We start from the raw sequence: 26,106 nt of genomic DNA, 5'->3' as shown, positions 1-26,106 counted from the left end.
CCGTCCCTCATTCGGCGGCGGCCCTCGGCCCGGCGCCGAGCAGGGGCACGGGGCCGGGCAGGGTCGTGCCGCGCCAGAGCTGCTCGAGCAGCGCCCTCGCCGGCTGCGCGCCGACCGCGGGCGCCGCCAGCTCGAGGAACTTCTCCGACAGGTCCTCGTCGGAGAGCGGCGCGTCCGGGTCGCCCTTGCGCGTCGGCTGGTGGCGCCTGAGCACGCGCCCGTCCTTCAGCCGGATCTCCACCTTCGCCGAGCGCCTCGTGGGGAAGGCGGCCTCGCACTCCGGGTCCACCTCGACGCGGATGCGCGGCATCAGCGCGCGCACCGCGGGGTCCTTCATCCGCGCCTCCTCGTAGGCGGCGAGGCGCACGCCGCCGTGGACGAGCATCATCGCCCCGGTGAACTGCACGGAGAAGCGGCACTCCTGCTCCGTCGCCGCGTCGGGCCGGTCGCAGATGTCCTTGGTCGCGCGGTAGCCGCCGACCAGCACGCCGTCCACCTCCGCGGCCGCGAAGCCGTGCTCGCGCTGCAGGTCGCGGATGGCGTCGAGGGCGGCGAAGATGTGGCCGCAGCAGCCGTGGTTCTTGAAGGTCATGTCGGCGATGGCGAAGGGCCTGCCGATGCCGGCGAGCGCCTGCTCCCACTTGCCGGTGTCCTCGCTGGTCGCGGCGGCGAAGCCGGCCGGGCCGTGCAGCACGTCGGGCGCGCCGGTCACGCCCTTCGCCGCGGCCATCGCGGCGAGCGCGCCGGCCTCCGCCGCGTGGCCCGGGTGGAAGGGCTTGCTCATGCTCTCGCCGCGGAAGGCCTGCTGCAGCCCGCTCGCCATGGTCGCGGCGGTGGCGATGGCGTGCGCCGTGCGCTCCGCGTCGCAGCCGAGCAGCACCGCGACCGCGGTCGCGGCGCCGAAGGTGCCGACCGTGCCGGTGGTGTGCCAGTACCTGTAGTGGCTCGGCTGCACGGCGCGGCCGATGCGGCCCGACACCTCGTAGCCCGCCACCATCGCCCGCAGCAGCGCGGCCATGTCCGTGCCCCGCACCTGCGCCGCGGCGAGCGCCGCGCCGATGGTCGGGCAGCCCGGGTGGTAGACGGCGTAGCGGTAGATGTCGTCGAACTCGACGATGTGGCTCGCCAGGCCGTTCATCAGCGCGGCGTGGCGCAGCGGCACGCGCCGGCCGGAGACGTAGCAGACGGCGCCGCCGCCGCCGCGCGTCTCGTCCTCCAGCGCCGCGGCGAGCAGCGTCGCGGGCGGGCGGGAGGCGCCGGCGAGGAGGGCGGCGAACCAGTCCACCAGCGCGCGGCGGGCGTGGCGCTCCAGCTCGGGCGTCAGGGGCCGCGTGCGCCATTCGGCGGCGTGCGCGGCGAGGACGGAAAGCGGGTTCTCCATCGCGGGTCCGCTACGCGTTGCCGCGCAGCACCTCCTTGTTGACGACCACGTCCGGGTCGAGCCGGCCCTGGAAGAAGCCGATGATGCTCTCGGCGCAGGAGAGGCCCATGCGGCGCAGCCCCTGCTCCGTCGCCGCGGCGGAGTGCGGCGTCATGACCACGTTCGGCGCCCCGAGCAGCGGGTTCGAGGGGACCAGCGGCTCCTCCCGGAACACGTCGAGGCCGGCGCCGGCGACGTGGCCCGAGCGCAGCGCCGCGGCCAGCGCCTCCTCCTCCACCAGCGTGCCGCGCGCGGTGTTGACGAACACCGCGCCCGGCTTCATCGCCGCGAGGAAGGTCCGGTCCACCATGCCGCGCGTCTCGGCGTTGCTCGGGCAGTGGACGGTGACGATGTCGGCCTGGCCGAGGCCCTCGAGGAGGTCGCGCACCGGCGTGAATCCGGCGCCCTTGATGGTGTTGGCGGGCACGTAGGGGTCGCGCACCAGCACCGTCATGCCGAAGGCGGCGCAGAGCCGCGCCACGCGCGCGCCGATGCGGCCGAAGCCGACCACCAGCACCGTCCTGCCGGCCAGGTCGAAGCAGGGCAGCGCGTCGGTGGTGCCCCAGTCCAGCGCCCTGGTCCTGGCGTCGTAGGCCAGGGTGCGCCGGGCGAGGGTGAGCATCAGCATCAGCGCGTGCTCGGCGACCGAGACGGCGTTGGCGTCCGGCGTGACGGTGAGCGGGATGCCGCGCTCGGTCAGCGCCTCCACGTCCACCGCGTCGTAGCCGACGCCGTGGCGGGCGCAGATGCGCAGGGCCGGCGCCCTGGCGAGGAAGGCGCGGTCGATGCGCGTGGCGCGCACGATGATCGCCTCCGCCGTCGGCATCGCCTCGGCGAGGGTGGCCTCGTTGACCTCGGCGAGCATGGTGACCCGGTAGCCGGGCTCGCCCTGCAGGCGGGCCATCGCATCCGGATGCAGCGGGCGCAGGCAGACGACGTGGGGCATGGCGGGTCCTTCGCCTCAGTCCGGGGTGACGCCGGCGAGGCGCACCAGCTCGCCCCATTTCGGGATCTCGGCCTCGATGAAGCGGGCGAACTCCTCCGGCGTCGAGCCGACCGGCTGGGTGCCCTGCTCGAGGAACCGGCTCCTCACCGGCTCGCCGCGCACCACCGCCGCGATCTCGGCGCCGAGCCGCGCCTTGACCGGCGCCGGCAGCCCCGCCGGCCCCTTGATGCCGTTCCACAGCGCCACCTCGAAGCCCGGCAGCGTCTCGGCCACCGTCGGCACGTCGGGCAGGCGCGGCGAGCGCTGCGCGGTGCTGACCGCGAGCGGACGGAGCCGCCCGGCCTCGACGTAGCTCAGCACCTCGACCATCGGCGAGGCGATCAGCTGGATCTTGTTCGAGAGCAGGTCCATCGCCGCCGGCGCGCCGCCGCGGTAGGGCACGTGCTCCATCCGGATGCCGGCGCGCGCCTGGAACAGGGCGACGATCAGGTGCAGCGAGGTGCCCGGGCCGGCGCTGCCGAAGTTCAGCCTGCCCGGATTGGCCTTCGCGTGGGCGATGAACTCGGCGAGGGTGCGCGCCGGCACGTCGGGGTGCACGACGAGCAGGTTCGGGATGAAGGCCGCCTGCGACAGCGGCGTGAAGTCGCGCACCGGGTGGTAGGGCAGGTTGCGGTAGAGCCAGATGTTGGTCGCCGTGATCGAGCTGGTCGTCATCAGCATCGTGTGCCCGTCCGGCGCGCTGCGCGCGACGTGCTCGGCGGCGATGTTGCCGCCGGCGCCGGGGCGGTTCTCGACCACCACCGGCTGGCCGAGCCGCTCGCCCAGCGCCTGGCCGATCAGGCGCGCGGCGGTGTCCGTGCTGCCGCCGGGCGCGAAGGGGACGACGAGGCGGATCGGCCGGTCGGGCGCCCAGGCCGCCTGCGCCGCCGCGGTCAGCGGCGCGGCGGCGGCGAGGGTGGTGCCGGCGAGCAGGCTGCGACGGTCCATTTCGTTTCCTCCCTCGTGGTTGGCGCCGGAGGCGGGCTGCGCCCTCCGCCGCGCTAGAGCTGGTGATGCGCGGCCGGCCCGAGCACCGCCTCGCGCAGCCGCGCCTGCAGGTATGCGCCCTCCCGCGGCGGCAGGACCAGGGGCAGGGTGGAGGGGTCCACCTTCGCGACGGCGAAGAGCGGCCCCTCGCCGGCGTGGATCGCCGCGCGCAGCGCCGGCACCTCCTCCGGCCGCGTCACCAGCATCGTCCGCGGGAAGCCCGCCGCCTTCGCCATGCCGGCGAGGTCCACGCCGTGCCGGGTGTGGGTCTCCTGCATCCCCGTCTCGCCGTAGTGCTCGTTGTCCTGCACCACGATCGAGAGGTTGGCCGGCCGCTGCACCGCGATGGTGGCGAGGGCGCCGAGGCCCATCAGCATCTCGCCGTCGCCGGTGATGACCAGCACCCTGCGCGCGGGCTGCGCGAGGGCGAGGCCGAGGCCGATCATCGCCGCCCCGCCCATGCCGCCCCAGAGCGGGAAATTCTCCGCGCGGTCGCCGACCGCCGTGATGTCCCAGGCCGGCGCGCCGAGCCCCGCGACCACCAGCAGGTCGCCGCGGTCGGCGAGGAGGGCGCGGCAGAGTTCGCGCCGGTCGAGCTTGCCCGAAGCCGCGAGCATCGCGTCTCAGTCCTTCCCGAAGGTCTTGGCGCCGATCACGCGCTGGCCGATCAGCGTCGCGGTCGGGCGGAAGGTGTTGAAGGCGAGGCGGATCGTGGCGTCGGCCGTGGGCACCACGTCCTCCGGCCGGTCGGCGCGCCGCACCAGCGCGCCCATCGCCTCGAGCACCGCCTGCGTCGCGCTGCCCATCGGCACCTGGGCCGGATTGAACTCGCCGAAGTCGCCGCGCATGGTGACGATCATCGGCATCGGCGTGCGGTGCGTGATGGCGAGCGAGAGCATGTTGACGCAGTTGCCGACGCCGCTGCTCTGCATCAGCAGCACGCCCTTGTCGCCGCCGAGCCAGGCGCCCTGCAGCAGGGCGATGCCCTCCTCCTCCGTGGTCAGGGAGACGACCCGCATGCCGTTGTCGGCGAGGCAGCGGCGGATCAGGCGGGCGTGGCCCGCGTCCGGCACCACGGCGACCTGGCGGATGCGGTGGGTCTTCAGCAGCTCGTAGAGCCCGTCGGGCCAGTCGGCGGCCGCGGGCCGGGATTCCATGACTTGGCGGTCCATGCCTCTCCTCGCGTCTCGCGCCGAGCATCGGGCGGGACGGGGGTCCTGGCAAGGTGGCGGCCGCGCGATCCGGCCCGGGCGGCCGTTCAGCCGGACAGCAACTGCCCGCCGTCCACGACGACGGTCTGCCCGGTGACCCAGCGCGCCAGCGGCGAGGCGAGGAACATCACCACGTCCGCCACCTCCTCCGGCGTGCCGAGCCGGCCGAAGGGGATGGAGCGCAGGATGCGGTCGTAGAGCTTCGGATCGCTCGTCCTGCGCCGCTCCCACATGCCGCCCGGGAACTCGATGGAGCCGGGCGCGACGGCGTTGACGCGGATGCCCTCGCGCGCCAGCGCCGCCGCCTGGCTCGCGGTGTAGTTGATCACCAGCGCCTTCACCGCCGCGTAGGCCGGCGTCCGCACGGAGGGGCGGAAGCCGGAGATCGAGGTGGTGTTGACGATGCACCCCTTCGACGCCCTGAGGTGCGGCAGCGCGGCGCGGCTCGCGCGCACCGTCGCCATCACGTCCACGGCGAGCCCGGCGGCCCAGCCGGCCTCGTCGTCGCCCATGCCGAAGCCGCTGGCGTTGTTGACCAGCACGTCCACGCCGCCGAGCGCCGCCGCCGCGCCCTCGACCCAGCGCGCGATCGCGGCGGCGTCGGCGAGGTCGCAGACCGCGGCGTGCGCCGGCCGCCCGGTGGCGGCGAGGTCGGCGCGCGTCGCCTCCAGCGCCTCCGCCCCGCGCGCGCAGATCGAGACGCCGGCGCCGGCGCGGGCGAAGCCGAGCGCGATCGCGCGGCCGATGCCGCGGCTGCCGCCGGCGACGAGGACGCGCTTCCCGGTGAAGTCGAAGCCCATGCTGTGCCTCCCTCTCCGCAACCGGTCCGACCCGCCGCGCGGGCCCGGGCCGAGGGCCCGCGGCGACGTCAGAAGTCCAGGTCGGCGTAGTGCGGCGGCGGCGTCACGCCGCTCACCCGGTCGGCGAGCAGCGGGCGGAAGCAGGGGCGCGACTTGATGCGCGCGTACCAGTCCTTCGCCGCCTCGTTCAGCGACCAGTCCACGTCGCCGACGAAGTCGAGCGCCGAGAGGTGCGCCGCGGCGCAGAGATCGGCGAGCGTCAGCGAGGAGCCGGCGAGCCAGACCCGCGACTCGGCCAGCCAGCCGAGGTAGTCGAGGTGCGGCCGGAGGTTGGCGTGCCCGGCGCGGATCGCCGCCGCGTCCGGCGTGCCGCGGCCCATCAGGCGCTTCATCTGCTTCTCGTAGAGCAGGTTGCGCGTGACCTCGGCGTAGAACTTGCCGTCGAACCAGGCGACCAGGCGGCGCACCTCGGCGCGCTCGGCGAGCGTGCGGCCGAGCAGCGGCAGGTCGGGATAGGCCTCGTCGAGGTACTCGCAGATCGCGTAGGAGTCGGCGACGACGAGGCCGTTGTCCTCCCGCAGCACCGGCACCGTGCCGGCCGGGTTCATCTCGAGGAACTCCTCGCGCCGTTCCCACACCCGCTCGACGCGCAGGTCGAAGGGGATCCGCTTCTCGGCGAGGGCGAGCCGGACCTTGCGGGAGTAGGGCGAGAGCGGCAGGTGGTAGAGGATGCGCATCGTCGGTCCGGCTTATGCCACCCGCGCGCCGGCCAGGGAAGCGGGCGGCGGCCGGGCCGGCCGATCCGCGCTATTCGGCCGCGACGGCGGCGGCGGCCTCCTCCATCGGCACCGGCAGGTACTTCGCGTACTCCTTCGGGACGATGTGCCAGAAGCGATCCCGCTCGGTCGCCCACTCGTTCAGCAGGCGGGCGGCGAACCGGCTGCCCGTCTCCTGCACGTGGCGGGCGATGAGGTCGCGCAGCACGCCCTCCCAGTGGGGATGGCCGAGGCGGCGCCAGAGCAGCGACTCCGGATTGATGCGGCGCTCGAAGGTGCCGTCGGCGTCGTAGACGAAGGCCATGCCGCCGGTGAAGCCGGCGCCGAAATTGTCGCCGACCGGCCCGAGGATCACGGCCGTCCCCCCGGTCATGTACTCGCAGCCGTTGGCGCCGCACCCCTCCACCACCGCGACGGCGCCGGAGTTGCGCACCGCGAACCGCTCCCCGGCCTGGCCGGCGGCGAAGAGCTCGCCCGAGGTCGCGCCGTAGAGCACGGTGTTGCCGACGATGGTGTTCTCGTTCCACACCAGGCTCGAGGAGGGCGCCGGCCGCACCACGATGGTCGCGCCCGAGAGGCCCTTGCCCACGTAGTCGTTGGCGTCGCCGAACACCTCGAGCTTGAGGCCGCGCACCCCGAAGGCGCCGAGCGACTGGCCGGCGGAGCCGCGCAGCCGGACGGTCAGGTGCCCGGGCTGCAGCCCCTCCATGCCGAACTGCCGCACGATCTTGGAGGAGACCTTGGTGCCGATCGCACGCTGGGTGTTCCGGATGTTGTACTCGAGCTGCATCTTCTCGCCGCGGCGGAACAGCGCCTCGGCGTCGCGGATCATCTCCGCGTCCAGCGTCTCCGGCACCTCGTTGCGGCCCTCGAGCGTGCAGAAGGGCTTGTACGGGCCGGGATCGGCCTTCACCAGCAGCGGGTTGAGGTCGAGGTCGTCGAGGTCCTCCGAGCCGCGGCTGACCTGCTTGAGCAGGTCGGTCCGCCCGATCACCTCCTCGAGCCGGCGGAAGCCGAGGGAGGCGAGGATCTCGCGCACCTCCTCGGCGACGAAGGAGAACAGGTTGATGACCTTCTCCGGGGTGCCGCCGAACTTGGCGCGCAGCTTCTCGTCCTGCGTGCACACGCCGACCGGGCAGGTGTTGGAGTGGCACTGGCGCACCATGATGCAGCCCATGGCGACCAGGCTCGCCGTGCCGATGCCGAACTCCTCCGCGCCGAGCATCGCCGCGATCACCACGTCGCGCCCGGTCTTGATGCCGCCGTCGGTGCGCAGCCGGACGCGGTGGCGCAGGCGGTTGAGCAGCAGCACCTGGTGCGCCTCGGACAGCCCCATCTCCCAGGGCAGGCCGGCGTACTTGATCGAGGACTGCGGCGAGGCGCCGGTGCCGCCCGAGTGGCCGGAGATCAGGATCGCGTCCGCCTTCGCCTTGGCGACGCCGGCCGCGATGGTGCCGATGCCGGAGCGCGCGACCAGCTTCACGCAGACCGTCGCCTCCGGGTTGATCTGCTTGAGGTCGTAGATGAGCTGGGCGAGGTCCTCGATCGAGTAGATGTCGTGGTGCGGCGGCGGCGAGATCAGCGTCACGCCGGGCGTCGAGTGCCGGAGCTTCGCGATCAGGCCCGAGACCTTGAAGCCCGGGAGCTGGCCGCCCTCGCCGGGCTTCGCGCCCTGGGCGATCTTGATCTCGATCTCGCGGCAGTTGTTGAGGTACTCGGCGGTGACGCCGAAGCGCCCGCTCGCGATCTGCTTGATCGCGGAGTTGGCGTTGTCGCCGTTCGGCCGCGGCCTGGCGCGCGCCGGGTCCTCGCCGCCCTCGCCCGAGTCGCTGCGCGCGCCGATCCGGTTCATGGCGATCGAGAGCGTCTCGTGCGCCTCCGGGCTCAGCGCGCCGAGGGAGATGCCGGGCGCGACCAGGCGCTTCCTGATCTCGGTGATGCTCTCGACCTCCTCGATCGGCACCGGCGCGCGGCCCTCGGTGCGGAAGTCGAGCAGGTCGCGCAGCGCCACCGGCGGCAGGCGGCGCACCGCCTCGGAGTACTTCTTGAAGGTCTGGTAGCTGTCGGTCTCCACCGCCCGCTGCAGGGTGTGGATCAGCGCGCCGTCGAAGGCGTGGGTCTCGCCGCTGCGGCGCATCTTGTAGAGCCCGCCCACCGGCAGGGTCACCACGTCCGCGTCCCAGGCCTTGCGGTGCAGCGCGAGGACGCGGCGCGCGATGCCGGAGAGGCCGATGCCGGAGATGCGGCTCGGCGTGCCGGGGAAGAACTCGGCGACCAGCGAGCGCGAGAGGCCGATCGCCTCGAAGTTCATCCCGCCGCGGTAGCTGCTCAGCACGCCGATGCCCATCTTGGACATCACCTTGAGCAGCCCCTTGTCCACCGCCTTCTTGTAGCGGGCGACGCACTCCTCGAGCGTCAGCCTGCCGAACAGGCCGCGGCGGTGGCGGTCGGCGATGCTCTCCTGCGCGAGGTAGGCGTTGACGGTGGTGGCGCCGGCGCCGATCAGCACCGCGACGTAGTGCACGTCCATCGCCTCGGCGACGCGGACGTTGAGGCTGGTGAAGGTGCGCAGGCTGTTGCGCACCAGGTGGGTGTGCACCCCGCCGACCGCGAGGATCATCGGGATCGCGGCGCGCTCCGGCCCCTGGTTCTCGTCGGTCAGGATCACGTGGGCGCAGCCGGAGCGCACGCCCTCCTCGGCCTCGCGCCGGATGCGGTCTATGGCGCGGCGCAGGCCCTGCTCGCCCTCGGCGACGGGGAAGGTGCAGTCCACGACGCAGGCGGTCTCGCCCATGTAGGCGCGCATCGCCGCGAACTCGGCGCTCGACAGCACGGGGCTGTCGAGCATCAGCATGTCGCACTGCGTCGGGTCCTCGTCGAGGATGTTGCCGAGGTTGCCGAGGCGCGTGCGCAGCGTCATCACCCGCGTCTCGCGCAGGGAATCGATCGGCGGGTTGGTGACCTGGCTGAAGCTCTGGCGGAAGAAGTGGTGCAGGCCGCGGTACTGGTTGGAGAGCACGGCGATCGGCGTGTCGTCGCCCATGCTGCCGACCGGCTCGTTGGCGTCCTCGACCATCGGGTGGAGGATCGCCTCCAGCTCCTCCAGCGTGTAGCCGACGGCGAGCTGGCGTCGGCGCAGCTCCTCGCCCTGGAACAGCACCGGCTCGCCCGCGTCCTGGCGCACGATCTCGTCGATCCGCGTCGTGCGCTTCACCCACTCGCCGAACGGCTTGCGCGCGGCGAGCATGTCCTTGAGCGCGCCGTCGCGGTAGAAGCGCGCGGCGTCGAGGTCCACGCCGATGCACTGGCCGGGGCCGACCCGGCCCTTGGCCACGATCGCGTCCTCCGGCAGCTTCACCATGCCGGTCTCGGAGCCGACGATCAGCAGCCCGTCCTGCGTGACGGTGTAGCGCATCGGCCGCAGGCCGTTGCGGTCCATGCCGGCGATCACCCAGCGCCCGTCGGTGGCGCAGATCGCCGCCGGGCCGTCCCACGGCTCCATCACCGCGTTGCAGTAGAGGAAGAGGTCGCGGTGCGCCTCCGGCATGGTGGCGCTGTTGCCGATGCTCTCCGGGATCAGCATCGCCTTGGCCATCGGCGCGTCGCGCCCGCCGCGCACCAGCAGCTCGAAGACGTTGTCGAGCGTCGCCGTGTCCGACCCCCCGGCCTGGATGACCGGCTTGATGTCGTCCATGTAGGGGTCGAGCAGGGGGTGGGAGAGCCGCGTCTCGTGGCTCTTCATCCAGTTGATGTTGCCGGCCAGCGTGTTGATCTCGCCGTTGTGCGCGATCATGCGGAAGGGCTGGGCCAGCCGCCAGGTCGGGAAGGTGTTGGTCGAGTAGCGCTGGTGGTAGATCGCGAAGCGGCTGACGAAGCGCGCATCGAGCAGGTCCGGGTAGAACTCCGTCAGGTGCTCGGCGAGGAACATCCCCTTGTAGATCACCGAGCGGCAGGAGAGGGAGCAGAGGTAGAGCTCCGGGATCTGCGCCGCGATCGCCTGCTTCTCGATGCGCCGGCGGATGACGTAGAGGTCGCGCTCGACGATCGCCTCCTCGCGCCGCTCCGGGTCCCAGATCAGGATCTGCTCGATCTCGGGGCGGGTGGCGTTGGCCTTCTCGCCGATGCAGGCGACGTTGATCGGCACCTGGCGCCAGCCGTAGATCAGGTAGCCGGCGTTCAGGATCTCGGTCTCGACGATCTGGCGGCAGCGCTCCTGCGCGCCGAGGTCGGTCTTGGGCAGGAACACCATGCCGACGGCGATGCGCCCCGGGCGCAGCCGGTCGCCGCCGCGCTCCACCGCCTCGGCGAAGAAGTCCTGCGGGATCTCGACGTGGATGCCGGCGCCGTCGCCGGTCTTGCCGTCGGCGTCCACCGCGCCGCGGTGCCACACGGCCTTCAGCGCATCAATGCCGGCCTGCACCACCTCGCGCCGCGGCTTGCCGTCGAGCGCGGCGACGAGGCCGACGCCGCAGGCGTCGTGCCCGGCGAGGTCGAGATGCGCCTCCTCGGCGAGGCGGCGGGCGTTCTCGGCGAAGCCCCGGGCGAAGGCCGGTCCGCTCTCGTGCATGTCGCTCTCCCTCACTCCGCGGCCGCCGCCATGGGCGCCGCCTCCGCGGCGGCCTTCGCCTTCACCCACCTGTCCATCTGCTCCGCCGCGTCGCGCCCGTCGCGGATCGCCCACACCACCAGCGAGGCGCCGCGCACGATGTCGCCCGCGGCGAAGACGCCGGGCAGCGAGGTCATCATCGTGCGGTGGTTGACCTTCAGCGTGCCCCAGCGCGTCACGGCCAGCGCCGGCTCCTCGAACATCGCCGGCAGGTCCTCGGGGTCGAAGCCGAGCGCCTTGATGACGAGGTCGGCCGGCTGGACGAAGTGGCTGCCCGGGATCGGCTCCACCTGCTGCCGCCCGGTCGCGTCCGGCAGGCCGAGATGCATGCGCACGGCGCGCACGCCGGTGACACGCGCATCCCCGAGGAAGGCCTCGGGCGCGGCGAGCCAGGCGAAGCGCACGCCCTCCTCCTCGGCGTTCGCCACCTCGCGCATCGAGCCCGGCATGTTCGCCCTGTCGCGGCGGTAGAGGCAGGTGACGGACTTCGCCCCCTGCCGCACCGCGGTGCGCACGCAGTCCATCGCCGTGTCGCCGCCGCCCACCACCACCACGTCCTTGTCCCGCGCGTCCAGCGCGCCGGAATCGAACTCCGGCACCGCGTCGCCGAGGCCCTTGCGGTTCGAGGCGATGAGGTAGTCGAGCGCCGCGACGATGCCGGGCAGCCCGACGCCCGGGCAGGCGATGTCGCGCGCCCGGTAGACGCCGGTCGCGATCAGCACGGCGTCGTGGCGCGCGCGCAGCTCGGCCAGCGACACGTCGCGCCCGACCGCGCAGTCGAGGTGGAAGACGATGCCCCCGGCCTCGTACTGGGCGTGGCGCCGCAGCACCACCTCCTTCTCCAGCTTGAAGTTGGGGATGCCGTAGATCATCAGGCCGCCGGCGCGGTCGTGGCGGTCGTAGATGTGGACCTGGTAGCCCTTCACCCGCAGCCGCTCGGCCGCCGCCATCCCCGCCGGCCCGGCGCCGACGATGCCGACGGAGTGCGGCAGCTCCCGCCGCGGCTTCGGCGGCCTGACCCAGCCGCGCTCCCAGGCGGTGTCGGTGATGTACTTCTCGACCGCGCCGATGGTGACCGAGGCGAAGCCCTTCTCGATGACGCAATTGCCCTCGCAGAGCCGGTCCTGCGGGCAGACGCGGCCGCAGATCTCGGGGAAGCTGTTGGTCGAGGCGGCGACCTCGTAGGCCTCCTCGATCCGCCCCTCGGCGGTGAGCTTCAGCCAGTCCGGGATGTTGTTGTGCAGCGGGCAGTGCACCTGGCAGAAGGGCACGCCGCACTGGCTGCAGCGGCTCGCCTGCTCGGCCGCGGCCGCCGGGTCGAAGGGGCGATAGACCTCGGCCCAGTCGTGGCTGCGCGCCGCCGCGTCCCGCTTCTCGGGCGGGCGCTGGGGCAGGCGCACGAACTGCAGCATCCTCTCGGCCATGGCAGGCGGTCCCTCGGGCGTCCGGCGGGGGCGCGGGAGGGCATGGAGGCCCGCACAGGCGCCCGCCCGTGTTGCTGCGCAACATAGAGGCACCGGGACCGCGAAGGCGAGTCCTTTTTCGGGAGATAGGACAGATTTTCTGTCCTTGATCGGCCGGGGGTTCGGTTGAGGATCGTCAGGTCAGCACAACCGCGCGCCCGGAAGGTCCGAAGCGGGCCTATGACGCCGGCGCGACATCCGCCCGCTGGCCGCCCGGCCGGAACCGCGCCAGATACCCGGGCACCACCGCCTCCACCGCCTTCGGCTCGGCGATCCCCAGCTCGCGCAGCCCCGGCGCTCCCTCGGCCACCACGTTGTCCTTGCCGAGCAGCAGGAGCTGGTCGCGCGTCAGCGGCGGATTGGGCAGCCACTCGCCGAACCAGGCCTGCAGCCGCGCCAGCCAGTCCGGCACCTCCACCAGCGGCCGCCGGCGCCGCGTCGTCTCCAGCACGAAGCGCAGCAGCTCCCGCATGGTCATCACGCGCGGCCCGCCCAGCTCGTAGGTCCGGCCGACCGCGTCCTCGCGCTCCGCCGCCGCCGCGACGGCGTCCGCCACGTCGCCGACATAGACGGGCTGGAAGCGCGTCCCGCCCCGGATCACCGGCATCACCGGGAGCCACTGCGCCATCGCGCCGAAGCGGTTGAACAGCGCGTCCTCCGGCCCGAAGACCAGCGAGGGGCGCAGGAGGGTCGCGCCAGGGAAGGCCGCGCGCACCGCCGCCTCCCCCTCGCCCTTCGTCCGCGCGTAGAGGCTCCCGCTCCGCGGGTCGGCGCCGAGGGCCGAGATGTGCACCAGCCGCGCCACCCCCGCCGCCGCGGCGAGCCGGGCGACGCGCCCCGCCGCCTCGACATGGAGGCGGGCGAAGTCGCCGGCGCGCCGCTCGAACAGGATGCCGACCAGGTTCACCACCAGTTCGGCCTCCGCTACCGCCCGCGCGACCGCCGCCTCGTCGCGGATGTCGGCGGCCAGCGGCACGATCTGCCCGACCCGCCCCTGGGTGGAGAGGAACCGCGCCCCCGCCGGATCGCGCGTCCCGACCCGCACGACGTAGTCCCGCTGGGCGAGCCGCTGGACGACATAGCGCCCGATGAACCCCGCCCCGCCGAACACGGTCGCGACCTTCCGCACCCCCGGACCCCGCATCGAACCAAACCCCATGGCGCCGAAACGGCGCGGACCATATGGGCCGGCGCGCCCGGCGCCAAGCGGCCGGCCGCCCCGGCCGCCGCGGCGGCGGCCGGCGCGTCAGTCGCCGCGCGCGGCGCGGATCGCGCGCCAGACCCGCTCCGGCGTCGCCGGCATGTCGAGCCGCGTGACGCCGAGCGGCGCCAGCGCGTCGAGGATCGCGCACATCACCGTCTGCGGCGCCGCGATCGCCCCCGCCTGGCCGCAGCCCTTGACGCCGAGCGGGTTCGACGCCGTCGGCGCGCCCTCGTCGAGCGTCACCTCGAGCGGCGGCAGGTCCTCCGCCCGCGGCAGGGCGTAGTCCATGAGGGAGCCGCTGAGGATCTGGCCCGTCTCCGGGTCGTAGGCGATCGCCTCCCGCATCGCCTGGCCGATCCCCTGCGCGAGCCCGCCCCGCACCTGGCCGACCGTGAGCATCGGGTTGACCAGCCGCCCGTAGTCGTCCACGGCGAGGTAGCGCAGCAGCGTCACCGCGCCCGTCTCGGGGTCCACCTCCACCTCGGCGGCGTGGCAGCCGTTCGGGAAGGTGACGAGGTCGCAGAGGTGCATCGCCTCGGCATCGAGGCCCGGCGCCAGGCCCTCGGGCAGGCTGGCCGGATCGGCCGCGGCGCGCGCGACGGCGAGGAGGTCCACGCCGCGCCCGGCGGCGCCGCGCACGGCGAAGCGGCCCTCGGCGAATTCGAGCGCCGCCGGCTCCGCCTGCAGCATCTGCGCCGCCACGGCGCGCGCCTTGCCGAGCGCCGCCCCGATCGCCTGCACCAGCGCCCCACCGCCGAGGTGCATCGAGCGCGCCCCGCCATGCCCGTTGCCGAACCGCACCGCGTCGGTGTCCGCCTGCACCAGCCGGAAGGTCTCGACCGGCAGGCCGAGCCGTTCGGCCGCCACCTGCGCGAAGCTCGTCTCGTGCCCCTGGCCGTTCGACTGGGTGCCGATGGCGAGCTCGACGCGGCCATCGGGGGCGAAGCGCACCGCCGCCCACTCGTTCGGCGCGCCGCGCGCGGTCTCGAGGAAGCAGGCGAGGCCGAGGCCGCGCAGCCGGCCGCGCCGGGCCGATTCGGCGCGGCGCGCGGCGAAGCCGGCGCGGTCGGCGAGTCGCTCCGCCGCGTCCAGGTTCGCCGCGAACCGCCCGCCGTCCACCGTCATGCCGAGCGCGGTGCGGTGCGGGAAGCCGCCGGCGCCCGCGGCGGACCCGATCATGTTGCGCCGGCGCAGCGCCAGCGGGTCCAGGCCGAGCCGCCGCGCCGCCTCCTCGACCGCGCGCTCGACCAGGTAGTTCATCTCCGGCTTGCCGGCGCCGCGATAGGCCTCGATCGGCGCGGTGTTGGTGAAGGCGCCGCGCGTGCGCAGGAAGCCGGTCGGGATGGCATAGACGCCGCCGAACGCCGCCGAGGCCGCGTTGGTCGTGCTGCCCGGCCCGCCCGCGGAGAGATAGGCGCCCATGTCGGCGGTGAGGGCGACGTCGAGCGCGAGGAAGCGCCCCTCCGCGTCCAGCGCCAGCCGCACCGCCGCCTGGGCGTCGCGCGCGTGCACCGCGGCCGCGAACTCCTCGCTCGCCTCGGCGATCCAGCGCACCGGCCGGCCGAGCCGCCGCGCCGCCCAGAGCGCGAGCACGTATTCCGGGAACAGCGGGTTCTTCAGCCCGAACCCGCCGCCGACATCCGGCGCAACGAGATGGAATTGCTCCTCCGGCAGGCCGAACACGGCGGCGAGCTGCCGGCGGATGCCGTGCAGGCCCTGGCCCGAGAGCAGCAGGCGGAAGCGGCCCGTCGCCGCGTCGTGGGAGGCGATCGCGCCGCGCGGCTCGAGCGGCGCGGCATGGACGCGGTGGTTCGCCACCTCCAGCGCGACCACGTGCGCGGCGCGCGCGAACGCCGCCTCGGTCGCGGCGCGGTCGCCCTTCTCGAAGACGTAGGCGAGATTGCCCGGCGCCTCCTCGTGCAGCCGCGGCGCCCCGGGGGCGAGGGCGGCGCGCGCGTCCACCACCGCGGGCAGCGGGTCGTACCCGACCTCGATGCGCTCGGCGGCGTCGCGCGCGGCGGCGGGGGTGTCGGCCAGCACGACCGCCACCGGCTCGCCGACATGGCGCACGCGGTCCATCGCCAGCGCGTGGCGGGGCGGGACGATGAGCGGCCCGACGGTCTGCACCGCCACGGCGCAGGGCAGCGGCGCCAGGCCCTCGGCGCGCAGCTCCGCTCCGGTGAGCACGGCGGCGACGCCCGGCATGGCGCGCGCCGCCTCCGCGGCGATGCCGAGGAGGCGCGCATGCGCGTGCGGCGAGCGCAGCACATGCGCGTGCAGGCAGCCGGCCGGGACCTCCGCGTCCGCCACGAAGCGCCCGCGCCCGGCGAGGAAGCGCGCATCCTCGAGCCGGCGCAGGGAGCGTTGCCGATGCGCCTGATCCACCGCGAGACCTCCTCCCGACCGCGCCGGGCGCCGCGCCGCCCCGCGCGGCCGGCGCCGCCGCCCCTGGCGGCGCGAGGCTAGCGCCACCCCCGGCGGCGCGCGAGGCCCGCGGGCGCCGGCCGCGCGGCCCGGCGCCCGCATCACCCCCCAGCCGGCGCGACACGCACGATGCGCTTGCCGATGTTGGCGCCGTCGAACAGGCCGACGAGGGCCGCGGGCGCCGTCTCCAGCCCGTCCGAGACGGTCTCGCGCCAGCGCAGCCTGCCGGCGCGGAACCAGTCGAGCAGCTCGGCCGCGGCGGCGGCGCGGCGCTCCGGCGCGACGAAGCCGATGCGGAAGCCGGCGAGCGTGACGCAATTGTCGAGCAGCGACTGGAGATGGCGGAAGGCGATCGGCCCCGTCGCGTTGTAGTGCGCGATCATGCCGCACAGCGCGATCCGCGCCCCCATGGCGAGGTTCGGCAGCACGGCATCCAGCACCGCGCCGCCGACATTGTCGAAATAGACCTGCACGCCCCCGGGCGCGGCGTGCCGCAGCGCCTCCTCCAGCCCCTCCGCGCGGTGGTCGAGGCAGGCGTCGAAGCCGAGGTCGCGCACCACATGCGCGCACTTCTCCGCCCCGCCGGCGATGCCGATGGCGCGGCAGCCCCGCAGCCTCGCGATCTGCCCGACCAGGCTGCCGACCGCGCCGGCCGCGGCGGAGACGACGACCGTCTCGCCGGGCTGCGGGCGGCCATGGTCGGTGAGCCCGACCCAGGCGGTCAGGCCGGGCGCGCCGAGCAGGCCGAGATGCAGCGACAGCGGCCGCACCGAGCGGTCCACCGGCCGCAGCGCCTCGCCCGGCAGGGCGGCGTAGAGGCGCCAGCCGATCTCGCCGAAGACGACCTCGCCGACGCGGCGCGCGGGATGGCGGCTCTCCACCACCTCGGCGATGCCGCGGCCCTGCATGACGTCGCCCTCGCGCAGCGGCACCGCGTAGCCCTTCGTGCCGAGCATCTGCCGCCGCATGTAGGGGTCGACGGAGAGGAACAGCGTGCGGACCAGCACCTCCCCCTCCGCCGGCGAGGGCATCGGCGCATCCTCGATCGCGAAGCTGCTCTCCTCCAGCCGCCCGACCGGCCGCCGGACATAGCGCACCTGCCGGTTGCCGCCGCCCCGCGCCATGCCAATCCCCTCCTCCTCCGCTGGCCGACCGTTCGCAGCATAGCAGACCCCGCGCGCGCGGCGCCTTGCCTGCGCGGCGCGGCTGGCCGAGGATCGCGCGACGGCCCGGAAGGCCGGGCGTTCCGGCACAGGAGGAAACCCATGGCAGCCCCGCCCTCGGCGCGACGCGACCGCCTCAAGCCCGCCTTTCCCAAGCTCGTGCAGATGACGAGCGACTACGTCTACGGCGACGTCTGGGAACGGAAGGAGCTGTCCAAGCGCGACCGCAGCATGGTCACCGTCGCGGCGCTGGTGGCGCTGGGCTGGCAGGAGCAGCTCAACACCCACATCGGCCGCGCGCTGGACAACGGCGTGACGCGCGAGGAGATCAGCGAGATCATCACGCATCTCGCGCTGTATTCCGGCTGGCCCTCGGCGATGACCGCGGCGCACATCGCCTGCGACGTGTTCGAGGCGCGGGACAGGACCTAGGGAGGGGATGCCCGTCATGAAGATCGGATTCATCGGCCTCGGCACCATGGGGGGCCACATGGCCGCCAACCTGCAGAGGGCCGGCCACAAGCTGGTGGTGCACGACGTGAACCGCGCGGCCGCCGAGAGCCACCTCGCCGCCGGCGCCGAATGGGCGGACACGCCGCGCGCGGTGGCGGAGCGTTCGGACGTGGTCTTCACCTCGCTCCCCGGCCCGCCCGAGGTCGAGGCGGTGGTGTTCGGCAAGGACGGGCTGCTCGAGGGCGTGCGCCAGGGACTCGCCTATTTCGACCTCTCGACCAACAGCCAGGCGCTGATGCGCCGCGTGCACGAGGCGTTCAGGGCCAAGGGCGCCGACGCCTGCGACGCGCCGGTGAGCGGCGGGCCGGAAGGCGCGCGCACCGGCAGGCTCGCCATCTGGGTCGGCGGCGAGGAGGCGGTGTATCGCCGCCACAAGCCGGTGCTCGACGCGATCGGCGACCAGGCGCGCTACATCGGCCCGATCGGCGCGGCGACGGTGGCGAAGCTCGTGCACAACATGGCGGGCTACGCGATCAACCAGGTGATGGCCGAGGTCTTCACCATGGGCGTGAAGGCCGGGATGGACCCGCTGGCGCTGTGGGAGGCGATCCGCCAGGGCGCGCTCGGCCGCCGGCGCACCTTCGACCGCATCGCCGACCAGTACCTGCCGGGCAGGTACGATCCGCCCGCCTTCGCGCTGAAGCTCGCGCACAAGGACGTCTCGCTCGCGGTGCAGATGGGCCGCGAGGTCGGCGTGCCGATGCGGCTGTGCAACCTGACGCACGCCGAGATGACGGAGGCGCTGAACCGCGGCTGGGGCGCGCTCGACTCGCGCGTCTTCATGCGGCTGCAGAACGAGCGCGCGAACGTGCAGATCGCGGTGGACCCGGAGCGCGTGCAGGCCGTGCTGAAGGCGGACGGCAAATGAGCGCGGCGCCGGCCTACGAGATCTACGCGCTGCGCTACGCGACGCGCGCGGCGCGCCGGGCGGAGCACTTCATCGGCGGCGACCCGCACGACGGGCCGATGCCGATGGACTACTTCGTCTGGGCCGCGGTCTCGCCGGAGCGGAGCTTCGTCGTGGACACCGGCTTCACCGCCGAGGTCGCGGCGCGGCGCAAGCGCGAGTGGCTGCGCTGCCCGGTGGACAGCCTGCGCCTGATCGGCCTCGACCCGGAGCGGGTCGAGGACGTGATCCTCACCCACCTGCACTACGACCACGTCGGCAGCTTCCACAAATTCGCCCGCGCCCGGTTCCACCTGCAGGAGCCGGAGATGCGCTACGCGACCGGCCGCTACATGCGCCACCGCCGCCTGCGCCACTCCTTCGAGGTGGAGGACGTGGCGGGCATGGTGCGCATGCTCTTCGCCGACCGCGTGGTGGTCCACGAGGGCGACGCGGAGCTGTCGCCGGGCGTCTCGCTGCACGTCTGCGGCGGCCACTCGGCGGGGCTGCAGTGCGTGCGGGTGAACACCAGGCGCGGCCCGGTGGTCCTCGCCTCCGACGTGACGCATTTCTACGAGAACATGGAGAGCGGGCGGCCCTTCACCACCGCCTTCCATGTCGGCGACATGCTGGAGGCCTTCGACCGCCTGCGCGCCCTCGCGCCCACGCCGCGGCACATCGTGCCGGGCCACGACCCGGAGGTGATGCGCCGCTATCCCGCGGCGGCGGGGCTGGAGGGCATCGCCGTCCGGCTCGACCTCGAGCCCTCCGCCTGAGGCGGCGCCCCTCAGCGCGCGCCGAGCAGCGCCGCCCGGAACCGGTCGCGGCAGGCCGAGGCGTCGAGGTTGCGCTTGTAGGCCGGCGGCTCGGTCGGCGCGACGCGCAGCAGCACGAAGCAGGTGCCGTTGCCCTCGCGGATGAAGCGCGAGCCCTCCTCCAGCCCGGACGCGTCGGCGATGGTGCGCGTGGCGCGGATGCCGGCGCCCGCGGCGATGCGCTCCAGGTCCACGCCGAGGCCGGTGTGGCTCCGCTGCCAGCCGGTCTCGCCGTAGTGCCCGTTGTCCACGCAGACGATCGCGAGGTTGGGCGGGTTCATCACCGCGATCGTCGCCAGCGCGCCGAGGCTCATCAGCAGCTCGCCGTCGCCCGTCAGCACCAGCACGCGCCTGTCCGGCCGCGCCAGCGCGAGGCCGAGCCCCATCATGCAGGCCGCGCCCATCGCGCCGCCGAGCAGGTAGGCGTGCGCCCCGTCGCCGGTGAGCCGCGCGATGTCGCGCGCCGTGCCGGCGAGGCCGGTGACGATCAGGAAGTCCTCGTGCCGCCCGACCAGCCTGGGCACCGCCTCGAGGCGGTCGAGCACGTAGCCGGCGGCGGCGGCCTCGGCGGCGCGGCGCGCGGCGGCGGTCTGCATCTCCTGCATCGCGTGATCCCCCCTCAGAACGGCTTGGCGCCGATCAGCTTCTGGCCGAGCAGCACCGCGACCGCCTGGCCGCTCTTGAACACCATGGTCAGCGCGGCGTTGGCGGTCGGGATCACGTCCTCGCGCCGCTCGACGCGCAGGCAGATCACGCCCATCGCCTCCAGCACCGGCTGCACCGCCTGGCCCATCGGGAACTGCCAGGGATTGCCCTCGCCGAAGTCGCCGCGCATCGAGACCAGGGTGAGGAACGGGAAGCGCCCGCCCTTCACCAGCGAGAGCAGGTTGACGCAGTTGCCGACGCCGCTGCTCTGCATCAGCAGCACGCCGCGCGCGCCGCCGAGATCGGCGCCGGCGAGCAGCGCCACGCCCTCCTCCTCGGAGGTCAGCGGGATCGAGTGCACCTCCGGGTCGGCGAGCGACCTGTCGATCAGCACGCGGTGGCCGGCGTCCGGCACATAGGCGAATTGCGTCACGCCGTTCTGGCGGAGGACCGCGTAGAGCTCCTCCTGCCAGCCCGGCGCCGCGGCGGCGGTGTCCATCGTCTTGCCCCTCGATCGCGCGGTTCAGTTCGGCAGGATCACGCCCTTGCCGGTGGTCTGGGTGTCGAACAGCCGGTAGGCCTCGTCCGCCTGCTCCAGCCGCCAGCGGTGCGTGAAGAGGCGGTCCACCTCGATGCCGCGGTCGGCGATGAAGCGCGCGCACTCCGCCTGGCCGACGGTGGAGAAGGTCCAGGAGCCGATGATCGTCACCTGGCGGCGCAGCAGGTCGGGGCTGACCTCGAGCGTCACCGTGTCGCCCTCGCCGACGTAGCAGGCCTTGCCCCAGGTGCGCACGCACTGCACCGCCTGCCGCCGCGCCGCCGGCGAGGAGGAGGCGTCGAGCGAGAGATGCGCGCCGAGGCCGTGCGTCAGGTCGCGGATCGCGCCGACCACGTCGTTCGTCTCCTTCGGGTTGATCACGGCGTCGGCGCCGAACTCCCTCGCCCGCGCCAGCCGCTCCGGCGCGACGTCGAGCGCGATCACCCGCGCCCCCATCGCCTTGGCGAGCTGCGTCGCCGAGAGCCCGACCGGCCCCTGGCCGAAGATCGCGATGGTGTGGTCGCCCTGCAGCCCGAGCCGGTGCAGCGCCCCCCAGGCGGTGCCGGTGCCGCAGGAGATCGCCGCCCCCGTCTCGAAGGAGAGCTCGTCCGGCAGCGGCACCAGGGTGCGCGCCGGGCACTTCATGTAGTGCGCGTGCGCGCCGTGGCCGGTCGCGCCGTACACCTCGTCCACGCCCTCGTCGCAGAGCTGCATCCAGCCGGTCGCGCACTGCGGGCAGACGCCGCAGCCGCGGTAGTGGTGCTGCATCACGCGCTGGCCGATGCGCGCCTGCCTCGGCGAGACGTTCCTGCCCACCGCGACCACCACGCCGCAGGGCTCGTGCCCGCGGATCACCGGCCCCTGGATGCCCTTGGCGAAGCCGAGCGCGGCGGTGCCGCCGCCGGCCGGCGCGCGGTAGTACTTCAGGTCGCTGCCGCACATGCCGGAGGCCCTGATCTCCAGCACGACCTCGTCGGGGCCGGGCGTGGGATCGGGGAAGTCCATCAGCTCCACCCGGCGGTCACCCGGAAAGACGACTCCCTTCATCGGACGTTCCTCCTGTGCGGCCGGGCACGGCGCGCGAGCGCCGTCGCGGCCGGCTCGCGCGAGGGTATGCCGGCGGCGCGCACGCGGCAATCGCCGCCGCCGGCTTGCCGCCGCGCGCGCGCGCGGACATCATCCCGCCGATCCAGTCGGGAGGACGCCTGCATGCCGGAACGATCGGCCGAGGACAGCGGGGGCGGCGCCCTGCCGCTCGCCGGCCTGCGCGTCGTCGAGCTCGGCCACAGCGTCGCCGCGCCCTATGCCGGGCTCGTCCTCGCCGAGCTCGGCGCCGAGGTGATCAAGATCGAGAAGCCCGGCAAGGGCGACGACGCGCGCGGCTGGGGACCGCCCTTCCTCGACGGCGCCGCGGCGGTGTTCCACGCGCTCAACCGCAACAAGCGCTCGGTCGTGGCGGACCTGCGCGATCCGAAGGACCTCGCCGCGCTGAAGGCGCTGATCGCGGGCGCCGACGTGGTGATCCAGAACCTGCGCCCCGGCCAGGCGGAGGCGCTCGGCCTCGGGCCGAAGGCGATGATCGCGGCCAACCCGCGCCTGATCTACGCGAGCATCGGCGCCTTCGGCGCCGCGGGCCCGCTCAGGGACCAGCCCGGCTACGACCCGCTGATGCAGGCGATGGGCGGCATCATGAGCGTCACCGGAGAGCCGGGCGACCGCCCGCCGGTGCGCGTCGGCACCTCGATCATCGACATGGGCGCGGGCGGCTGGGTGGTGACGGGCGTGCTCGCCGCCCTGATCCGCCGCGCGGCGACGGGGCGCGGCGGCGAGGTCTCCACCTCCCTCTACGAGACCTCGCTCGCCTGGATGCTCTACCACATCGCCTCGCACGCCGCGGACGGGAAGGAGCCGGGGCGGCACGGCTCCGGCGCCGCGACCATCGTCCCCTACCAGGCCTTCGAGACGGCGGACGGCTACCTCGTCGTCGGCGCCGGCAACGACAACCTGTTCCGCAGGCTCGCCCCGGTCGTCGGCCTGCCGGAGCTCGCGGAGGATCCGCGCTACGCCACCAACGCCGCGCGGGTGGAGAACCGCGCCACGCTGATCGAGACGCTGTCCGCGGTGTTCCGCACGCGCACGCGCGCCGCCTGGATCGAGGCGCTGCGCGCGGCCGGCGTGCCCTGCGCCCCGGTGCAGGAGGTGAGCGAGCTGCACGCCCACCCGCAGACCCGCGCCCTCGGCATCCTGCGCGGCGAGAACGACCCGCGCCAGCTCCGCACCGTCGGCCTGCCGCTGCTCTTCGACGGCGTCCGCCCCGCGCGCGACGCCCCGGCGCCCGCGCATGGCGAGGCGACGGCGGAGTTCTTCGCACACAGGGCCGCCGCGGCGGCCGACTAGGACGGGACCCATGGACGGCACCACGACCACCGCGCTGCCGAGCGTGCCGCTCGGCGAGGACTACCCCGAGATCCGCGCCGCGATCCGCAGGATCTGCGAGGGCTTCCCCGGCGCCTACTGGCGCGAGAAGGAGGAGAAGGAGGCCTACCCCGCCGAGTTCGTCCAGGCGCTGACCGAGAGCGGCTTCCTCGGCGCCCTGATCCCGGAGCAGTACGGCGGCGCCGGCCTGCCGCTGCGCGCCGGCTGCGTCATCCTGGAGGAGATCCACAAGGCCGGCTGCTCCGCCGGCGCCTGCCACGCGCAGATGTACATCATGGGCACGCTGCTGCGCCACGGCAGCGAGGAGCAGAAGCGGAAGTACCTGCCCGACATCGCCTCCGGCAGGCTGCGCCTGCAGGCCTTCGGCGTCACCGAGCCGACCAGCGGCACCGACACGACGAGGCTCAAGACCCGCGCCGTGCGCGACGGCGACCACTACGTCGTCACCGGCCAGAAGGTCTGGACCTCGCGCGCCCTCTACTCCGACATGATGCTGCTGCTCGCGCGCACCACGCCGCTCGAGGAGGTGAAGCGCAAGTCGGACGGGCTCTCGGTCTTCCTCGTGGACCTGCGCGAGGCGCGCGGCAAGGGCCTCGAGATCCGCCCGATCAAGGCGATGATCAACCACAACACCACCGAGGTGTTCATGGACGGCATGCGCGTGCCGGCCGCGAACCTGATCGGCGAGGAGGGCAAGGGCTTCCGCTACATCCTCGACGGCATGAACGCCGAGCGCATCCTGGTCGCCTCCGAGGGCCTCGGCGACGGGCGCTACTTCACGCGCAAGGCGGTGGACTACGCCAACAGCCGCGTCGTCTTCGGCCGCCCGATCGGGCAGAACCAGGGCATCCAGTTCCCGATCGCGCGCGCCCACGCGGAGCTGGAGGCGGCGGAGATGATGATCCGCAAGGCCGCCACGCTGTTCGACGCCGGCCTGCCCTGCGGGCCGGAGGCGAACATGGCGAAGATGCTCGTCTCCGAGGCCGCCTGGCACGCCGCGGAGGCCTGCATGCAGACCCACGGCGGCTTCAGCTACGCGCGCGAGTACGACATCGAGCGCAAGTGGCGCGAGATCCGGCTGATGCAGATCGCCCCGATCAGCACCAACCTGATCCTCTCCTACGTCGCCGAGCACGTGCTCGGCCTGCCGCGCTCGTTCTGAGCCGGCCTCAGGCGCGCGCCGGCGCGGCCGCGGCGGCCGGGAGCGGCGGCCGCCGCCGCGTCATCAGCCCGGGGACCAGCGCCGCCGCGAAGGCGAGGGCGAGCGCCAGGAAGGCGTCGCGGAAGCCGAGCATGCTCGCCTGCGCGGCGACGACGCGGCCGAGGTAGTCCTCCGCCCCGGCGCGGCGCAGCGTCTCCGGCAGGCCGTCCTGGGCGAGCAGGCCCTCGATCAGGCGCAGCGCCTCCATCGTCGCCGGGTTGCCCGGATGCTGCGTCGCCGCCAGCGCCTCGGCGTGGAACTGCGTCCGCTGCTCCAGCAGCACCGAGAGCAGCGTCACGCCGAGCGCGCCGCCCAGCATGCGGGTGAAGCTGATCGCCCCGGCGCCCTGGGCGAGGAGCCGCTGCGGCAGGGCGCGCAGCGCCCCGGCGTTGATGCTCGGCATCGCGAAGCCCATGCCGGCGCGCCCGATCATCGTCCAGAGGGCGAAGGTCCAGAACGGCGTGTCGGTGTCCCCGCCCGCCATCAGCCAGCAGGAGACGGCGAACACGACCAGCCCGAAGAGGATCAGCTTCCAGCCCGGCACCTTGTCCGACAGGCGCCCGGCGACCGGGAACACCACGCCCGCGACCAGCCCCGCCGGCATCAGCAGCAGCCCCGCCCGCGTCGCCGTGTAGCCCTGCACGAGCTGCACGAAGAGCGGGATCAGGTAGGTCGAGCCGAACATGCCGGCGCCGTAGATCACCGAGGTCACGGCGGAGGCGCCGAAGCCGCGCTCGGCGAAGACGCGCGGATTCAGGAGCGGCGCCGGCGTCTTCGCCTCCCAGGCGAAGAAGACGGCCCAGGCCGCGCCGGCGACGCAGAGCGCGGTGACGACGAAATCCGACCCCCAGCCCTCGCGCTGGCCGCTGGACAGCGCGCCGAGCAGCGTGCCCAGCGCCAGGGCGAGCAGCCCGAAGCCGAGCCAGTCGAAGCGCCGCATCGGCCCCTCCGCCTGCCGCCCGGGCATGAACATCATGCCCAGGCCGAGGCCCGCCAGGGTGAAGGGCACGCCGAGGAGGAACACGAACCGCCACCCCCAGTCGTCCACCAGCAGCCCGCCGATGCTCGGCCCGAAGGCCGGCGCCAGCACCACGCCCATGGCGTAGAGCCCCATCGCGGCGCCGCGGCGCTCGGGCGGGAAGACGGCGAAGATGATCTGCATCGCCATCGGCTGCAGCACGCCGGCGCAGGCCCCCTGCAGGACGCGGCTCGCGATCAGCGTGCCCGCGTTGGGCGCGAGGCCGGCGGTCACGGAGGAGAGCGCGAACAGCCCGATGACGACGACGAAGACGGCCCGGAAGCCGAAGGACTCCACGAGCCAGGCGTTGAGCAGCATGGTCCCGGTGGTGGCGGCGAGGAAGCCGGCCGAGATCAGCTGGGCCTGGTCCTGGCCGATGCCGAAGGCGCCCATCACCTCCGGCAGCGCGACGTTGGCGATGGTCGAGGAGAGCACCGTCGCCAGCGTCCCCATCAGCGCCGTGCCGGTGACGAGCCAGCGATAGGCCGGACCGTAGCGCGCGAACAGCGCCTCGACGTTGCGTCCGCCGCCGGCCTCGGCCGCCTCACTGCCGCGCATCGGCCTCGACCCGCACCAGCATCCCGGGGCGGAGCAGCCCCGGCTCGGGCGGCGGCTGCAGGGCGATGCGCAGCGGCAGGCGCTGGGTGATGCGGGTGAAGTTGCCGCTCGGGTTCGGCGCCGGCAGCAGGGCGAACTCGCTCGTCGCCGCGGCGCCGACGCGCTCCACGACGCCCTCGAAGCGCCGGCCCGGATAGGCGTCCACCGTGACGAGCACCGGCTTGCCGGGGCTGAAGAAGCGGACCTCGGTCTCCTTGACGTTGGCCTCGACGCGCACCGCCGAGGGGTCGTAGAGCAGCAGCAGCCGCTGGCCCGGCGCGACGTATTCGCCGGCGTCCACGAACACGCGGGCCACCACGCCGTCGAAGGGCATCGGGATCGTGCGGTCGGCGAGGTCCATCTCCGCGCGCTCGCGCTGCGCGCGCAGCTCGCGCTCCTGCGGCCCGAGCGCCTCGAG

Annotated in this window: 22 protein-coding genes; 5 read left to right on the top strand and 17 right to left on the bottom strand. The window is 73.9% G+C overall.

Features of this window, described 5'->3' with window-relative positions:
* Positions 1–7 precede the first annotated feature (7 nt).
* The 12 genes from IEX99_RS10610 to IEX99_RS10555 form a co-directional block, all read right to left on the bottom strand.
* A complete protein-coding gene (locus IEX99_RS10610) occupies positions 8–1,381 on the bottom strand; it encodes an MmgE/PrpD family protein (RefSeq protein ID WP_188900002.1) in 1,374 nt (457 codons plus the stop codon).
* Positions 1,382–1,391: 10 nt separating this feature from the next.
* Positions 1,392–2,366, bottom strand: coding sequence for a hydroxyacid dehydrogenase (locus tag IEX99_RS10605; RefSeq protein WP_188900001.1), 975 nt, complete (start codon positions 2,364–2,366; stop codon positions 1,392–1,394).
* Between the two features lie 15 nt (positions 2,367–2,381).
* Complete coding sequence (locus IEX99_RS10600; protein WP_188900000.1) at positions 2,382–3,353, bottom strand: Bug family tripartite tricarboxylate transporter substrate binding protein; 972 nt, start codon at positions 3,351–3,353, stop codon at positions 2,382–2,384.
* A 53-nt stretch (positions 3,354–3,406) separates the two neighbouring features.
* A complete protein-coding gene (locus IEX99_RS10595) occupies positions 3,407–4,009 on the bottom strand; it encodes a thiamine pyrophosphate-dependent enzyme (protein WP_188899999.1) in 603 nt (200 codons plus the stop codon).
* Positions 4,010–4,015: 6 nt separating this feature from the next.
* Positions 4,016–4,564 carry a thiamine pyrophosphate-binding protein gene (locus IEX99_RS10590; protein WP_229677936.1) on the bottom strand — a complete coding sequence of 183 codons (549 nt, stop codon included), beginning with the start codon at positions 4,562–4,564 and terminating at the stop codon, positions 4,016–4,018.
* Positions 4,565–4,650: 86 nt separating this feature from the next.
* Positions 4,651–5,403 carry an SDR family NAD(P)-dependent oxidoreductase gene (locus IEX99_RS10585; protein WP_188899998.1) on the bottom strand — a complete coding sequence of 251 codons (753 nt, stop codon included), beginning with the start codon at positions 5,401–5,403 and terminating at the stop codon, positions 4,651–4,653.
* A gap of 68 nt (positions 5,404–5,471) precedes the next feature.
* Positions 5,472–6,140 carry an FtsZ-binding protein FzlA gene (gene fzlA, locus IEX99_RS10580; RefSeq protein WP_188899997.1) on the bottom strand — a complete coding sequence of 223 codons (669 nt, stop codon included), beginning with the start codon at positions 6,138–6,140 and terminating at the stop codon, positions 5,472–5,474.
* Positions 6,141–6,210: 70 nt separating this feature from the next.
* Positions 6,211–10,746: a glutamate synthase large subunit gene (gene gltB / locus IEX99_RS10575; RefSeq protein ID WP_188899996.1), complete on the bottom strand. Its 4,536-nt coding sequence runs from the start codon at positions 10,744–10,746 to the stop codon at positions 6,211–6,213.
* Positions 10,747–10,757: 11 nt separating this feature from the next.
* The gene (locus IEX99_RS10570) at positions 10,758–12,209 is read right to left on the bottom strand and encodes an NAD(P)-dependent oxidoreductase (RefSeq protein ID WP_188899995.1); all 1,452 of its coding nucleotides are present in this window, start codon (positions 12,207–12,209) and stop codon (positions 10,758–10,760) included.
* Between the two features lie 217 nt (positions 12,210–12,426).
* Positions 12,427–13,392 (bottom strand): complex I NDUFA9 subunit family protein, encoded by a 966-nt coding sequence (locus IEX99_RS10565; RefSeq protein ID WP_188899994.1) that lies wholly within the window; start codon positions 13,390–13,392, stop codon positions 12,427–12,429.
* Between the two features lie 102 nt (positions 13,393–13,494).
* A complete protein-coding gene (locus tag IEX99_RS10560; RefSeq protein ID WP_229677935.1) occupies positions 13,495–15,837 on the bottom strand; it encodes a xanthine dehydrogenase family protein molybdopterin-binding subunit in 2,343 nt (780 codons plus the stop codon).
* A 140-nt stretch (positions 15,838–15,977) separates the two neighbouring features.
* Positions 15,978–17,000: an NADP-dependent oxidoreductase gene (locus IEX99_RS10555; RefSeq protein ID WP_188899992.1), complete on the bottom strand. Its 1,023-nt coding sequence runs from the start codon at positions 16,998–17,000 to the stop codon at positions 15,978–15,980.
* Positions 17,001–17,141: 141 nt separating this feature from the next.
* On the opposite strand from IEX99_RS10555, the gene IEX99_RS10550 reads away from it, so the two are divergent.
* The 3 genes from IEX99_RS10550 to IEX99_RS10540 are packed head-to-tail and all read left to right on the top strand — an operon-like array spanning position 17,142 to position 19,214.
* A complete protein-coding gene (locus IEX99_RS10550) occupies positions 17,142–17,471 on the top strand; it encodes a carboxymuconolactone decarboxylase family protein (RefSeq protein WP_188899991.1) in 330 nt (109 codons plus the stop codon).
* 16 nt (positions 17,472–17,487) lie between these two features.
* Entirely contained in the window at positions 17,488–18,420 is a 933-nt protein-coding gene (locus IEX99_RS10545; RefSeq protein ID WP_188899990.1) for an NAD(P)-dependent oxidoreductase, read from the top strand.
* Complete coding sequence (locus IEX99_RS10540; protein WP_188899989.1) at positions 18,417–19,214, top strand: N-acyl homoserine lactonase family protein; 798 nt, start codon at positions 18,417–18,419, stop codon at positions 19,212–19,214. Before IEX99_RS10545 ends, IEX99_RS10540 begins: the two co-directional genes overlap by 4 nt.
* 11 nt (positions 19,215–19,225) lie before the next feature.
* Here the strand turns inward: IEX99_RS10540 and IEX99_RS10535 are convergent, their stop codons facing one another.
* From IEX99_RS10535 to IEX99_RS10525, 3 genes are read right to left on the bottom strand one after another with little or no spacing between them, the layout of a single operon-like run.
* Positions 19,226–19,858, bottom strand: a complete 633-nt coding sequence (locus IEX99_RS10535) for a thiamine pyrophosphate-dependent enzyme (RefSeq protein WP_229677934.1) — start codon at positions 19,856–19,858, stop codon at positions 19,226–19,228.
* Positions 19,859–19,872: 14 nt separating this feature from the next.
* Entirely contained in the window at positions 19,873–20,397 is a 525-nt protein-coding gene (locus IEX99_RS10530; protein ID WP_188899988.1) for a phosphonopyruvate decarboxylase, read from the bottom strand.
* 24 nt (positions 20,398–20,421) lie between these two features.
* Positions 20,422–21,483 (bottom strand): zinc-dependent alcohol dehydrogenase family protein, encoded by a 1,062-nt coding sequence (locus IEX99_RS10525; RefSeq protein WP_188899987.1) that lies wholly within the window; start codon positions 21,481–21,483, stop codon positions 20,422–20,424.
* 162 nt (positions 21,484–21,645) lie between these two features.
* Between IEX99_RS10525 and IEX99_RS10520 the strand changes: the two genes are divergently transcribed.
* The gene (locus IEX99_RS10520; RefSeq protein ID WP_188899986.1) at positions 21,646–22,833 is read left to right on the top strand and encodes a CaiB/BaiF CoA transferase family protein; all 1,188 of its coding nucleotides are present in this window, start codon (positions 21,646–21,648) and stop codon (positions 22,831–22,833) included.
* A 10-nt stretch (positions 22,834–22,843) separates the two neighbouring features.
* The gene (locus IEX99_RS10515; protein ID WP_188899985.1) at positions 22,844–24,034 is read left to right on the top strand and encodes an acyl-CoA dehydrogenase family protein; all 1,191 of its coding nucleotides are present in this window, start codon (positions 22,844–22,846) and stop codon (positions 24,032–24,034) included.
* A 7-nt stretch (positions 24,035–24,041) separates the two neighbouring features.
* On the opposite strand, the gene IEX99_RS10510 is transcribed toward IEX99_RS10515, so the two are convergent.
* Positions 24,042–25,649 (bottom strand): DHA2 family efflux MFS transporter permease subunit, encoded by a 1,608-nt coding sequence (locus IEX99_RS10510; RefSeq protein WP_188899984.1) that lies wholly within the window; start codon positions 25,647–25,649, stop codon positions 24,042–24,044.
* Positions 25,636–26,106, bottom strand: a 471-nt coding sequence (locus IEX99_RS22480) for an HlyD family secretion protein (RefSeq protein ID WP_229677933.1), incomplete at its 5' end; no start/stop codon positions are given. The genes IEX99_RS10510 and IEX99_RS22480, both read right to left, overlap by 14 nt.

Source organism: Caldovatus sediminis, assembly GCF_014644455.1.
Classification (GTDB): Bacteria; Pseudomonadota; Alphaproteobacteria; order Acetobacterales; family Acetobacteraceae; genus Caldovatus; species Caldovatus sediminis.
Note: the sequence above shows the minus strand (reverse complement) of the source record. Positions and strands in the feature narration are given on the sequence as shown.